15 protein-coding genes are annotated in these 13,356 nt (G+C 52.5%); 9 read left to right on the plus strand and 6 right to left on the minus strand.

Going from position 1 to position 13,356, the window contains the following annotated elements:
* Positions 1 to 208 precede the first annotated feature (208 nt).
* Positions 209 to 439: a DUF2554 family protein gene (locus J4645_RS06370; RefSeq protein ID WP_000956438.1), complete on the plus strand. Its 231-nt coding sequence runs from the start codon at positions 209 to 211 to the stop codon at positions 437 to 439.
* On the opposite strand, the gene J4645_RS06375 is transcribed toward J4645_RS06370, so the two are convergent.
* Positions 440 to 2,404: a U32 family peptidase gene (locus J4645_RS06375; RefSeq protein WP_023214598.1), complete on the minus strand. Its 1,965-nt coding sequence runs from the start codon at positions 2,402 to 2,404 to the stop codon at positions 440 to 442. It abuts the gene before it with no gap.
* A gap of 78 nt (positions 2,405 to 2,482) precedes the next feature.
* Positions 2,483 to 3,019 (minus strand): XRE family transcriptional regulator, encoded by a 537-nt coding sequence (locus J4645_RS06380; RefSeq protein ID WP_000369550.1) that lies wholly within the window; start codon positions 3,017 to 3,019, stop codon positions 2,483 to 2,485.
* A gap of 91 nt (positions 3,020 to 3,110) precedes the next feature.
* Here J4645_RS06380 and J4645_RS06385 point away from each other — a divergent pair, with 91 nt between their 5' ends.
* Entirely contained in the window at positions 3,111 to 4,289 is a 1,179-nt protein-coding gene (locus J4645_RS06385) for a benzoate/H(+) symporter BenE family transporter (protein WP_001238500.1), read from the plus strand.
* A 53-nt stretch (positions 4,290 to 4,342) separates the two neighbouring features.
* On the opposite strand, the gene J4645_RS06390 is transcribed toward J4645_RS06385, so the two are convergent.
* The 3 genes from J4645_RS06390 to tehA all read right to left on the minus strand — a co-directional run bounded on the left by J4645_RS06390 (position 4,343) and on the right by tehA (position 6,763).
* Complete coding sequence (locus J4645_RS06390; protein ID WP_001259021.1) at positions 4,343 to 5,011, minus strand: DUF3313 domain-containing protein; 669 nt, start codon at positions 5,009 to 5,011, stop codon at positions 4,343 to 4,345.
* Positions 5,012 to 5,166: 155 nt separating this feature from the next.
* Positions 5,167 to 5,763, minus strand: a complete 597-nt coding sequence (gene tehB / locus J4645_RS06395; RefSeq protein WP_000218278.1) for a tellurite resistance methyltransferase TehB — start codon at positions 5,761 to 5,763, stop codon at positions 5,167 to 5,169.
* The gene (tehA, locus tag J4645_RS06400; protein WP_001243996.1) at positions 5,750 to 6,763 is read right to left on the minus strand and encodes a dicarboxylate transporter/tellurite-resistance protein TehA; all 1,014 of its coding nucleotides are present in this window, start codon (positions 6,761 to 6,763) and stop codon (positions 5,750 to 5,752) included. Before tehA ends, tehB begins: the two co-directional genes overlap by 14 nt.
* Before the next feature lie 106 nt (positions 6,764 to 6,869).
* Between tehA and ydcK the strand changes: the two genes are divergently transcribed.
* Positions 6,870 to 7,850: a YdcK family protein gene (gene ydcK / locus J4645_RS06405; protein WP_001527770.1), complete on the plus strand. Its 981-nt coding sequence runs from the start codon at positions 6,870 to 6,872 to the stop codon at positions 7,848 to 7,850.
* On the opposite strand, the gene rimL is transcribed toward ydcK, so the two are convergent.
* Positions 7,847 to 8,386 (minus strand): 50S ribosomal protein L7/L12-serine acetyltransferase, encoded by a 540-nt coding sequence (rimL, locus tag J4645_RS06410; protein ID WP_023207792.1) that lies wholly within the window; start codon positions 8,384 to 8,386, stop codon positions 7,847 to 7,849. The genes ydcK and rimL overlap by 4 nt on opposite strands.
* A gap of 216 nt (positions 8,387 to 8,602) precedes the next feature.
* Here rimL and J4645_RS06415 point away from each other — a divergent pair, with 216 nt between their 5' ends.
* The 6 genes from J4645_RS06415 to J4645_RS06440 all read left to right on the plus strand — a co-directional run bounded on the left by J4645_RS06415 (position 8,603) and on the right by J4645_RS06440 (position 13,356).
* Positions 8,603 to 9,721, plus strand: coding sequence for a M42 family metallopeptidase (locus J4645_RS06415; protein WP_001656036.1), 1,119 nt, complete (start codon positions 8,603 to 8,605; stop codon positions 9,719 to 9,721).
* A complete protein-coding gene (gene sgcB / locus J4645_RS06420) occupies positions 9,718 to 9,999 on the plus strand; it encodes a PTS sugar transporter subunit IIB SgcB (RefSeq protein WP_000976132.1) in 282 nt (93 codons plus the stop codon). The genes J4645_RS06415 and sgcB overlap by 4 nt, the downstream gene beginning before the upstream one ends.
* A 10-nt stretch (positions 10,000 to 10,009) precedes the next feature.
* Positions 10,010 to 11,323, plus strand: coding sequence for a PTS sugar transporter subunit IIC SgcC (gene sgcC / locus J4645_RS06425; protein ID WP_000460835.1), 1,314 nt, complete (start codon positions 10,010 to 10,012; stop codon positions 11,321 to 11,323).
* A 13-nt stretch (positions 11,324 to 11,336) separates the two neighbouring features.
* Entirely contained in the window at positions 11,337 to 12,143 is an 807-nt protein-coding gene (gene sgcQ, locus J4645_RS06430; protein WP_000118619.1) for a BtpA family protein SgcQ, read from the plus strand.
* Between the two features lie 131 nt (positions 12,144 to 12,274).
* The gene (gene sgcA / locus J4645_RS06435; RefSeq protein ID WP_000606458.1) at positions 12,275 to 12,712 is read left to right on the plus strand and encodes an SgcA family PTS sugar transporter subunit IIA; all 438 of its coding nucleotides are present in this window, start codon (positions 12,275 to 12,277) and stop codon (positions 12,710 to 12,712) included.
* Positions 12,713 to 12,723: 11 nt separating this feature from the next.
* Entirely contained in the window at positions 12,724 to 13,356 is a 633-nt protein-coding gene (locus tag J4645_RS06440; RefSeq protein WP_000600604.1) for a ribulose-phosphate 3 epimerase family protein, read from the plus strand.

Consider the following 13,356-nt stretch of genomic DNA (forward strand, 5'->3'; position numbering starts at 1 on the left):
TTTAAAATATACTTCCAGGAAATAATGAATTTCGCATGGAACGAATTGGCTCGTTATTTTTATAATTGAGATACTGAGTATAAGTATATTTTCTCATACAACTTATCGCACTTATTGACAAACCGTTTTCGCTAATTTGAAGTGTTGAATAATAACTCAAAGAAATTATTGGCATCATAGCCTCACGACGTAACTGGAAGGTGGCATGATGCTTACAAAAACGTTATCAGTAGTTTTACTGACCTGTGCGCTGTTTTCAGGCCAGTTACTGGCGAAACAGCAAGACCACGCATTCGTATGGTTTGCGACGGGAGGGCACCAGCTTAGACACGAAGCCGACAGTGATGAATTACGGGCGGCAGCGGAAGAATCCGCGGAAGGCTTGCGCGAGCACCACAACTGGCAGAAATCGCGCAAACCAGAGAGCTATTTTCGTTAATTAAACGCCCCTACGCTTCGGCAGCGTTTTCATTAGCGCTTCAGGGCTCACTGAAGCGACAACGCTGCCGGGCTGGGGCATTTTTAAGATGTGGTTTTTAATTTTGCCAATGACATGCATTTCGCAAGGGCGGCAGTCGAATTTTAGCGTCAGTACTTCATCGCCATGCACCAACTGCATCGGCGTGGCTTTCCAGCTCTTAATATTTCCTTTCGCCTGCTTAGGACAAAGGTTGAACGCAAAACGCAGGCAGTGTTTGGTGATCATGACCGGTACCTCGCCCTTCTCCTGATGCGCCTCATAGGCCGCATCAATCAATTGTACGCCGTAACGGTGATAAAATTCCCGCGCTTTGTGGTTGTAGACATTAGCGAGAAAGCTGAGATGCGTTTGCGGATAGACCGGCGCAGGCTGCGCCACGGGTTTCCGACGACCTCGTTGATAGTGGGCCAGCCGCGCCGCGTCAAGCATATCAATCGCCTCCCGACGGAACTGATTGAGCAGGCTATTTGGCACGAACAACGCCGCCGGTAATGTCACCTGCATATCACGCGCGTAGTAAGGCGTCTGTCCCAGCTTCGCCAGTCCGGCTTTTAGGTTATTCAACGCTTTTTCAGAGTTATTGGCTTCCTCAAATACCCCGTCAAGCGTATGCGTGATGCAGACACCGTCTTCACTGGTCAGCGTCAGAATAAGCTGTTCCTGCCAGCCGCCCAGCATGATATCAACCGCCACACGGCGCTCACTGGAGGTTTTTGTCAGCGCTTGCTGCCAGTTATGATCCAGATTACGATTCAACGGATGATGCGGACGGACTTTATTCAGGTCGGCAGGCATATCATTTGGCCAAACGCGGTAGCGGTTATGACCGGTTTTCTCCACCGTATTGGCGCGAAAACCTACCACTTCACGCTTAATCAACACGTTCAGGCCATCGCCATTCGCCAACGGCTCCGTAGCTTCTACGTCGAGATAATCCTTCGCCACATTCAGCACCTCGCCTACCGGCAAGCCAATAAATTTTGGTGAATCAAATGCGCCAATATCACCTTTACGCGCGTTAACAAAATAGTCGGTGCTGCCGCGATGGAAGGTTTTCTCCGTGGAGGGAACAAAAAAGTGTTCGGTCCGACCAACCGACGCACGCGCCAGATCGCCACGTTGCTCGATAATCGCGTCCAGCATCTGACGATAATGCGCGGTGATGTTTTTGACATAGCTCATGTCTTTATAGCGCCCTTCAATCTTGAAGGAACGTACGCCTGCATCGATCAACGCGCCGAGGTTAGCCGTTTGGTCGTTATCTTTCATCGATAGCAAATGTTTTTCGTAAGAGACCACCCGCCCCTGATCGTCTTTTAACGTATACGGTAAACGACAGGCTTGCGAACAGTCGCCCCGATTGGCGCTACGCCCGGTTTGCGCATGAGAGATATAACACTGCCCAGAATAAGCGACACACAGCGCACCATGAATGAAGAACTCAATCGTGGCGTCAGTAGCCTGATGAATAGCCGCTATCTGACTCAAATTAAGCTCGCGCGCCAGTACAATCTGTGAAAAACCGACATCGGCAAGAAACTTCGCTTTTTCCACACTACGAATATCACACTGTGTACTGGCGTGAAGCTCAATCGGCGGGATATCCAGCTCCAGAATGCCCATATCCTGCACAATCAGCGCATCCACCCCGGTGTTGTACAAATCGGTGATTAACCGCTGCGCGGGCTCCAGCTCATCATCATGCAGGATAGTATTCAGCGTGACAAAAATCCGGGCGCCGTAACGGTGAGCAAACGGGACCAGATCGGCGATATCGCGCAGACTGTTACTGGCGTTATGACGCGCGCCAAAACCGGGTCCACCGATGTAGACGGCATCTGCGCCATGCAAAATCGCTTCGCGAGCAATTGCGGCGTCACGGGCCGGACTTAACAATTCGAGATAGTGAGGTTGCTGGCGCATACAGTCTTTCTTATCCAATAGCAGCGAAATGGCGGCTATTGTAGTCAGAAGCGCAAACTAACGAAATAGTTTTCCCGCTTAATCACGCGGGTAATGGATCAGCGAGTGAAAATGAACCGTCTGGTCACTACTGTTGCGATAGGTATGCGCCATATCACCGGCAAAACGCAAACCTTTACCGGCGTCTATGGTTTGCCATACCCCACCAGTACACATGTCCAGCCGACCCTGAATCACCACCACATGTTCGATAACGCCGGTTTTATGCGGCGTTGATTCGCTGACCGCGCCTGGCGCCAGCAATAGGGAAAAATAGTCAAAACAGAGTTCAGGATCCCACGGAAACAGCGGTGTGATTACCATCGCTTGCTGCTGGGGATCGAAGGTCGGAGGAAATTCGGCCTGCGGAGGCGAAATAAACATTGAGAATGGAACGTTCAGGCCCGTCGCAATTTTCCACAGCGTTGCGACTGTCGGGCTGGATTCATTACGCTCTATCTGCCCCAACATGGCTTTTGAGACGCCGGAGATCTCCGCCAGACGCGATAAACTCCAGCCTCGCTGATGGCGTAGCGTTCTTAACGTGGTCGCCAGATAGTGTGTCAGGTTATCCATTTTTCCCCCCTGTAAGGCCATAGCGTATCACTTGTACGCTATAACGCACAATGCTACATTGACTGACCGTTATAACGCACAAGAGGCGATCATGCGTCTGTTATCACTGCCGTTACCTACTGTATTATCTGGTCTGGTCGCCGTTCTGGTCGGCTATGCAAGTTCCGCCGCCATTATCTGGCAGGCGGCGCTCGCCGCTGGCGCAACACCCGCAGAGATCGCCGGCTGGATGACCGCCCTCGGTATAGCCATGGGCATAAGCACACTAACGTTAACCTTGTGGTATCGTGCGCCGGTTTTAACCGCCTGGTCAACGCCTGGCGCCGCTCTGTTGGTAACAGGGCTTCAGGGATTATCGTTGCCAGACGCGGTGGGCATATTCATTGTCGCCAATGCCCTGATTGTGCTGTGCGGCGTCACGGGATTGTTTGCGCGTTTGATGCGGATAATCCCCCATTCTCTTGCCGCCGCAATGCTGGCGGGAATACTGCTACGCTTCGGCCTGCAGGCGTTCGGGACGCTCAACGGAGAGTTTGTCATGTGCGGCGGTATGCTATTGGCGTGGCTACTCTTTAAAGTATTCGCGCCCCGCTATGCCGTTATTGCTGCCATGGTGATGGGAATAACGGTGGCGCTCATCCAGGGTAAGGTGGCGATGAGCGGTATTCATTTCGCGCCGGTGTGGCCCACCTTCGTTCCCCCCCACTTTTCATTCGCGCAAAGCCTGAGCGTCGCGGTACCGCTCTTTCTGGTGACGATGGCATCGCAAAACGCCCCCGGCGTCGCAACAATGAAGGCGTCTGGCTATCAGCTTCCTGTCTCTCCGTTAATGATTTTTACCGGATTGCTGGCGCTGCTGCTTTCGCCATTTGGCGTTTATTCTATCTGCATTGCCGCCATTACAGCCGCCATTTGTCAAAGCCCGGACGCGCACCCCGATCCAACGCGTCGCTGGTTAGCGGCCGCCGCCGCAGGCGTTTTTTATTTACTTGCCGGGTGGTTTGGCGGTTCGATAACCGCGCTGATGGTCGCCCTGCCGGTTAGCTGGGTGCAAATGCTGGCTGGTCTGGCACTGTTAAGTACGATTAGCGGTAGCCTGTATCAGGCGCTTACTCACGAAAATGAGCGTGACGCGGCAGTTATCGCATTTCTCGTCACCGCCAGCGGGCTAACGCTGATGGGCATCGGATCGGCATTCTGGGGGTTGATCGCTGGCGGGATAGGCTACGCTGTATTAACGAGAACGCGCCGCCCATCGTTGTCTGGCTGATGGCGACCGCTAATCTGCCGGGGTTTGCGCCATCTTGCGATGGCGCCGCAGAACTATTTTTTGTTAACGTCAAACATAGAGGTATCCGTCGCCATATCATCCACGACCTGTTTCAACGTCTCAAACGCCATTGGCGTACTGGAATTACTCAGGTCTTGACCTTCACCCTGGCGCACTACCTTGACGACCGGCTTGTTGGTCGCGGCATCTATCAGCTCACCCTCAAAATAAAGGTGGGTATCCATGGTTCGGTGGCCCGTCGCCATTTGCGTGCCCGCCACAATCAGCGCTACAGGGATTACCTCATAGAATTGTAGCCCTTCTTTGCTGGTATCCACGCCCGTAATCGCCCCGCGGAAAATCAAACTGCGCGGCCCTGGTGTCGTGACCAGCGGTTTGCGCTGTTCAATTGCTGATTTTACTTTACTGTTCGTATAAGCCAGCAGTTTATCAAGAACTTGCTGCCCGACCTGGGTCGTTGGCTTGGGGACGGGATAGTACGTTATCGGATTGTAAACAATATTGTCATAGTTAGAGTCATTGAAATGTGGATCTACCCAGCGCAACACCGGTTTTCCCGTGGCGGAGGTAGTTTCCTGCAGGTCCGAATAATTTTTTAAGAATCCAGAATACTTATCCGGCTGTGTGACTTTGGACGCACAGCCGGATAACGCCAGCAAGCCAGTAAGCACTGCAACTTTAAATAAAGTATGAGTACGCATGAAACGATCCCTTTAGTCTTCGCAATGATGCAAAGGAAATAATAGCAAAACGAAATCATTCTGGATGCACTAAAAATGGTAACGACAGCACAATTTGAACGCGGCGCCCGACAAAAAAATGCCGAACGCAGCGAGACTTACAGAACTTGCATCGGTCAGGCCGGTTTTCTCGCCAGCATCGTAGCAAAGCGCAGTTTGATACGGTTGCCGTTTTCGTCCGTGCGGTGAAGCTCGCCGACATCTTCGTTGTATTTCAGCATGTCCCATCCTTCGTAATAGCGGTGTAATTCGCCTTCTTTAAAAGCAAACGGGAATCCCACCGTACAGGGAAAATCCGGCGTATCCATTGCCGCAACAATCAAATTATACCCGCCGGGTTTTGTGCAGCGTTGCATATTGGCAATTAAACCGGGAATGGTTTGCGCCTCAAGAAACATCATAACCACCGTCGAGAGAATAAAATCGTACTCGCCGTCAAAGGTCAATGTATTCAGATCGACAAGGTCGGTTTGCAGATTATCCAGCCCTTCTGCCGCTTTAATACGCTCAAGGTTAGCCATACTGGCCGGATTTTTATCCCACGCGGTAACGTCATAACCGTTCGCGGCCAGATACAGACTATTGCGGCCATTGCCGCATCCCAAATCCAGCGTTCGGCCCGGCGCGACAACCTTTGCCGCCGCCAGCACATCCGAATGCGTGCGGGTTAATCCGTATTTCTCAGTAAAGTAATTTTCGTCACGAACGGTCATTTTTTTCCTCCGTTTTCAACAGTGCAGCGCGCTCAGTGCGAATAAGCAACGTCCCCTGCACCAGCAATAGAAATGTACGAACCAGCAATAAGGCGATAATAGCGTTAGTGAAAATAAACAGCGGGACGGCCAGAATATGGAAAAGCCCTGATTCACTACCGTGACCAAGATGTAACCCCGTGGTCGCCAGCGCGGAAACGCCGAACGAAAAACTCCAGAAAGAAGCATTAAACGGTTGTGATAAATACCAGGGCATTAATCGCAGCATAAATAAAAGCTGTAACAGACCGTAGCCGAATAGCATTTTCGCCAGCGTGTCGCCCTCCCCGCCATTGACGCTCAGCCAGGCGCTACAGGCGACCAGCGCGGGTGCCAGTTGGATACCCAGCGACGTACGCAGCACCGCCGGTAATTCGCCGCAGCTACGCAGTCGCTGCAAAATAACCGGTTCCAGACTTAACCACGAAAAGACACCTGCGCCTAAAAACACCAGTCCGGCATCATTGTAACCGAGCGCTCCACAGGCCATGGCGCTGATAAAATTATTCGCTACCGTGGGCAGATAAAGCCCCGGGGTTGTCGCTTCTTCCGGATGCGCTCCGCGCCAAAGTCCCGCCGTCTGCCATGCGGCATACGCCAGTTGTATGACGACCCCCACGCTGAATAGCGCAACGGCCAACGGGCGATACCAGGGAACGAAGCCGATCGCGACCAGCATCGTGGTGGCGGGAAACAGGCTGACAAAACTGCTCATTACCGGATGTCGCACTTCAGCCATCACGCTATGGGGAAAGCGCACCAGACGGCTAAGGAACGCCAGGGTCAAGAGTGCCCAAATAATCATCGCCAGGATCACCATGATGTCGCCGGGCCAGTGGCTTATTGCCCATATCTGGCTGGCATAACGCCAGGCGAATCCCATACCGATAGTGCCAAGGACGATGCCAAAATAGCCCGCAGGCAGATTGAGCACACGATCGCTCTGCTTGTGATTACGCATTTTGTTTAATTTATAAAGTATATTTTAAATGCATTTTATGGAATTTCTGGTTGTTTCGCCAGTACCTTTGCTACGGTTATCTTAATCGTTCACACGGAATTTCCCTATGACCAAATATCGACTGAGTGAAGAACCTCGTGCTTTTACTTATCAGGTAGACGGTGAGAAGAAAAGCGTCTTATTACGACAAGTTATTGCCGTAACGGATTTTAACGATGTTAAAGCCGGAACCTCCGGCGGCTGGGTTGATGCCGATAATGTGCTGTCACAACAGGGGGATTGTTGGATTTATGATGAAAACGCGATGGCCTTTGCGGGCACGGAAATTACGGGTAATGCGCGTATCACGCAGCCGTGCACGCTCTACAATAACGTGCGAATAGGCGATAACGTCTGGATTGATCGCGCTGATATCAGCGATGGCGCACGGATAAGTGACAACGTCACCATTCAGTCCTCTTCCGTGCGCGGAGAGTGTGCGATTTATGGCGATGCCCGCGTGTTAAACCAGTCAGAAATTCTCGCCATTCAGGGACTAACGCATGAACATGCGCAGATTTTACAAATTTACGATCGCGCCACTGTGAACCATTCGCGGATTGTCCATCAGGTACAGCTTTATGGCGACGCCACTATCACACACGCTTTTATTGAGCACCGGGCGGAGGTCTTTGATTTCGCGCTCATCGAAGGCAACAAAGACAATAATGTCTGGATCTGTGACTGCGCCAAAGTCTATGGCCATGCGCGGGTTATCGCAGGCACAGAGGAAGATGCTATCCCTACCCTTCGCTACAGCTCGCAGGTAGCGGAACATGCGTTAATCGAAGGCAACTGTGTGTTAAAACATCATGTGCTGGTAGGCGGACATGCAGAGGTACGCGGAGGCCCGATTTTACTGGACGACCGCGTGCTGATTGAAGGCCATGCCTGTATACAGGGCGAAATTCTGATTGAGCACCAGGTCGAGATTAGCGGACGGGCGGCGGTGATAGCCTTTGACGGCAATACTATTCACCTGCGCGGCCCAAAAGTGATCAATGGCGAGGATCGTATTACGCGTACCCCCTTAGTCGGTTCCCTTTAATCCGTATCAATAATGCGGGCATACATATTAACGTCGTGATAGTCGCCGTTAAGATACTCGGCCTGTTTCATACAGCCTTCCAGCGTAAAATGGTTGCGCCGTGCGACCGCATTACTGGCCTGATTATCAACGCGGCATTTAATGACGAAGCGCCGAATATCGCCGCGCCGGGCATAATGTGTCATCAGCGCCTGTAATGATTGCGACATTATCCCTTGTCCCTGGAGGGACTCATCCAGCCAGTAACCGATATAGGCGGCTTTGTTTACCGGTTCGATGGCATTAAATGAGAGTACGCCCGCCATCTCATTCTGGCAGAAAATCAGGTACATTTTGGCGTAACCACGCTGGTGCAACAGTATATTACCCTGCACATGCTTACGCGTTTCCTCCTGCGACGTGACATATTGCGGCCAGTCGAGCGACTGTTGTAGCCACGTTTTGTTTTTGAGTACCAGTTGGTGCAGCGCCGGAACATGACTTTCATCTGCCGCTTGCAGTTCCAGCGTCGTGCTAACAGGAATAATTTCCACCATCGCGTTGCCCTTCTTCGTTGTTGGTCGTAATCACATAAATAGCCTGGTTTACCGATAACCCGCAGGTGATATGAGCGTTTTTATTGTATCGCCATCACATTATTTTTTATTGGCCCTATTTAGCGTATTTCCGCGTGACACATTTCACACTTATCCAACCATTCTCCGCCTATAAAACGCTCAACGACTGATTGTTTTATCACCACGGAGACGCCAATGACCTTTTCTGTGCAGGAAACGCTTTTTTCTTTACTGCGGCTAAACGGGATTTCAGGACATGAAAGCAGTATTGCAAACGTTATGCAGCACGCGTTTGAACAGCAGGCCAAAGACGTTTGGCGGGATCGCTTAGGCAATGTCGTCGCCCGTTATGGCAGCGATAAACCCGACGCGCTTCGCCTGATGATTTTTGCGCATATGGATGAAGTGGGTTTTATGGTACGCAAGATCGAACCCTCCGGTTTTTTACGTTTTGAACGCGTGGGCGGCCCGGCGCAAATTACTATGCCCGGTTCGATTGTGACGCTTGCCGGACGTTCAGGCGATATCATGGGCTGTATCGGTATTAAAGCATATCACTTCGCGAAGGGTGACGAGCGCACCCTGCCACCCGCGCTCGATAAACTCTGGATTGATATCGGCGCAAAAGATAAAGCGGATGCCGAACGAATGGGTATTCAGGTGGGGACGCCAGTAACCCTTTACAACCCGCCGCACTGTCTGGGCAACGATCTGGTATGCAGTAAGGCGCTGGATGACAGGCTGGGGTGTACGGCGCTACTGGGCGTCGCCGAGGCCCTCGCCTCCACACCGCTCGATATCGCGGTATTCCTGGTCGCGTCGGTACAGGAAGAGTTCAATATTCGCGGTATTGTTCCCGTTTTACGACGCGTGCGCCCCGACCTGGCGATTGGTATTGATATCACCCCATCCTGCGACACGCCTGACCTGCAGGATTACTCGGATGTGCGGGTCAACCACGGCGTCGGCATCACCTGTCTGAACTATCACGGACGCGGTACGTTGGCGGGACTGATTACGCCGCCGCGTTTGCTGCGGATGCTGGAGACCACCGCGCACGAAAATAATATTCCCGTACAGCGAGAAGTCGCGCCAGGCGTCATCACCGAAACCGGCTATATTCAGGTTGAACTGGACGGTATTCCCTGTGCCAGTCTTTCTATTCCCTGCCGCTATACCCACTCGCCAGCCGAAGTCGCCAGCCTGCGCGACCTGGCTGATTGTATCCGTTTACTGACTGCGCTGGCCAATATGTCGCCAGAACAGTTTCCCATTGAGCCTGAAACAGGCGCTACACAAGAGGCACGACCATGATGAAAAAGATCCTTGTGGCATGTGGTACCGGCATGTCGACATCAACCATGATTGCACAAAAACTGCAGGACTTTCTTGCGGAGCAAGGCATTGCGGCAACCACGGCGCAATGTTGTCTGAATGAGATCCCGTTGAACTGTAACGGTATGGATCTCATCGTAACGTCCATGCGTACGCACAGTGACTATGGCATCCCGACGCTCAACGGCGCCGCCCTGCTGACAGGCATCAACGACGACGCATTAAAACAAGAAATCAAGGCGCTGTTAACACAATAAAGGGGGCATTATGTTTGATTACATCCTGTCTCTCGGCGGCACCGTCTTTGTGCCCATCATTATGATTATCATCGGTTTAATCTTTCGTATTCCCTGGCTGCAGGCGGTGAAAGCCGGGGTGACGGTCGGCATCGGTTTTGTCGGCATGGGGTTGGTGATCGTCATGGCGATCGACAGTCTCAGTCCGCCGATTAAAGTGATGATTGAGCGTTTTGGCCTGACGCTGCATGTGTTTGACGTCGGCGCCGGGCCCGCGTCCGGCGTCGGCTATGCGACGGCCATCGGCGCTATGATCATTCCCGTTATCTTTCTGCTCAACGTCGGTATGTTGGTGACTCGTCTGACCAAAACCATGAACGTTGATATTTATAACTACTGGCACTACGCCATTACCGGAACGGTCGTCCAGTTGATGACCGGCAGTCTGATTTATGGCGTACTGGGCGCGATTTGTCACGCCGCCTTGTCGTTGAAAATGGCCGACTGGACGGCGAAACGAGTACAGAACATTGTGGGTCTGGAAGGGATTTCTATTCCGCAAGGGTATGGCTCCAGTTCCGTGCCGTTGTTCGTATTGCTGGATGCGATATACGAAAAAATACCGTTTATGAAAGGACGCAATATTGACGCTCAGGAGATCCAAAAACGGTATGGGATGGTCGGCGACCCGGTGATTATTGGCGTTGTTCTCGGGCTGATCTTCGGGCTTGCCGCAGGCGAAGGCTTTAAAGGGTGCGCAACCTTAATGATTACCGTGGCGGCGATTATGGTGCTGTTTCCGCGCATGATTCGCCTTATCGTTGAGGGATTAATGCCCATTTCCGACGGTGCGCGTAAGTTCTTCCAGAAACACTTTAAAGGGCGCGAAGTCTTTATCGGTCTGGATACCGCAGTGACGTTAGGCCACCCGACCACCATCGCGGTTGGACTGCTGTTAATTCCCATCATGTTAATTCTGGCGAGCATACTGCCGGGCAATAAAGTCCTGCCGCTAGCTGATTTACCGGTCGCGCCATTTTTTATCTGCATGGCCACGGTAATTCATCGCGGCGATCTGATTCGTACTCTGCTCAGCGGCATCATTGTCATGATTACCGTTTTGCTGATCGCCACCCAGTTCGCACCGTACTTTACCGATATGGCGCTCAAAGGCGGCTTTAGTTTCGCCGCTGAAAACGCGCAAATTACCGCGCTGTCGGTGGGAAATATGTTTGGCTGGTCAATATCTGAATTGATGTCGCTGGGCATGATTGGCGTGGTTATTGTGGTCGGCATTGTCGCCAGCATCATACTTGTCTTACGTAAACGTGAACTACCGGAATAAGGAGCAACCCAGAATGAGTTGGCTAAAAGAGGTAATAGGAACAGAAAAAGCCGTTATCGCCATGTGCCATTTACGGGCGTTGCCGGGCGATCCCGGGTTCGATACCAGGAAAGGCATGAACTGGGTGATTGACCGCGCCCATGACGATTTAATGGCGCTACAAAATGGCGGCGTGGATGCAGTGATGTTCTCCAACGAATTTAGTCTGCCTTATTTAACGAAAGTCAGACCGGAAACGACCACCGCGATGGCAAGAATCATCGGTCAGTTAATGAGTGAAATCCGCGTACCGTTTGGGGTAAACGTGTTGTGGGACCCTGTGGCCTCGTTTGATTTAGCGATGGCGACCGACGCAAAATTTATCCGCGAAATTTTCACCGGCGCTTACGCCAGCGATTTTGGCGTCTGGGATACGAATGTCGGCGAAACCATTCGCCATCAGCATCGCATCGGCGCAGGCCACGTGAAAACGCTGTTTAACATCGTTCCGGAAGCGGCGGTGTATCTGGGAAACCGCGATGTCTGTTCAATTGCGAAATCGACCGTATTTAACAATAACCCCGATGCCCTGTGCGTCTCAGGCCTGACGGCGGGTGCCCGCACGGATAGCGCCATACTGAAGCGGGTAAAAGAGACCGTTCCCGACACGGTCGTGCTGGCGAATACCGGGGTGTGTCTGGAAAACGTTGAGGAGCAGCTCTGCATTGCCGACGGATGCGTAACGGCAACCACGTTTAAAAAAGACGGCGTCTTCGCCAACTTTGTCGACCAGGCGCGCGTGGCGAAGTTTATGGAGAAAGTACGCCATATCCGACAATAAAATGGGGATAAGCAAAACGCTTATCCCCTGCAGAGAGCGATAACTCTTCTGCCGATCTCCGTCGCCTTCGCCAAAAGACACGCCGGGGATCGGTTTCAGAGTAACCCGAACCGGCAAGGAGTCAACGATCGATGATTAATGATGTTAAGTGGGTTCAGGCGCAACGCCATGCCAGCGACTGGCGACACGCGCTGGATATCGCCGTTCGTCCGCTGATTACCTTCGGCGCGGCGGCCCCCTGCTACCTGGACGGTATTATTGAGAACACCCTTAAATGGGGGCCATATTATCTTATCGCGCCGGGGATTGCGCTGCCCCATGCCAGACCGGAGCAAGGCGCCAACCATAATCAAATCAGCGTCACTACGTTATCAACGCCGGTCGCTTTCGGCAATGCGGATTGCGATCCCATCTGGCTGTTGCTTTGCGCCAGCGCCACGGATGCCGAAGCACATATTCGCACCATTCAACGCATCAGCCAGTGGCTCGACTCGCCGGAAAGCGTCGCGATGCTGCAAGATGCGCCAAATGACGCCGCGCTTTTCGCGCAATTAACCGCATTGCGCTGATGGAGGTTTCGATGATCCTGCACCCTTCACTGGCCTCCGCCGATCCGCTGCGCTATGCCGAGGCGTTGACCGCTTTACACGATGCGCCTCTCGGCTCACTGCATCTGGATATCGAAGATACCAGTTTCATCAACAATATTACCTTCGGTATGAAAACCATTCAGGCAGTCGCACAACACACTCGCCATCCGCTCTCATTTCACCTGATGGTCTCATCACCGCAACGCTGGTTACCCTGGCTTGCAGCTATTCGCCCCGGCTGGATTTTCATTCATGCCGAAAGCGTGCAAAACCCCTCGGAGATTCTGGCGGATATTCGCGCTATCGGGGCGAAAGCAGGACTGGCGCTTAACCCGGCAACGCCGCTATTGCCTTATCGTTATCTGGCATTGCAACTGGATGCGCTGATGATCATGACCAGCGAACCCGACGGGCGCGGGCAGCAATTTATCGCCACGATGTGTGAAAAAGTGAGCCAAAGCAGAGAGCATTTCCCTGCTGCGGAATGCTGGGCGGACGGCGGTATTACACTTCGCGCCGCACGGCTGCTTGCCGCCGCAGGCGCACAGCATCTGGTGATTGGCCGGGCGTTATTCACGACGGCGAACTATGATGTGACGTTGTCACAATTCACCGCGCTATAA

This window comes from Salmonella sp. 32082101201600294FB01SM01 (genome assembly GCF_017572865.1).
Classification (GTDB): Bacteria; Pseudomonadota; Gammaproteobacteria; order Enterobacterales; family Enterobacteriaceae; genus Salmonella; species Salmonella enterica.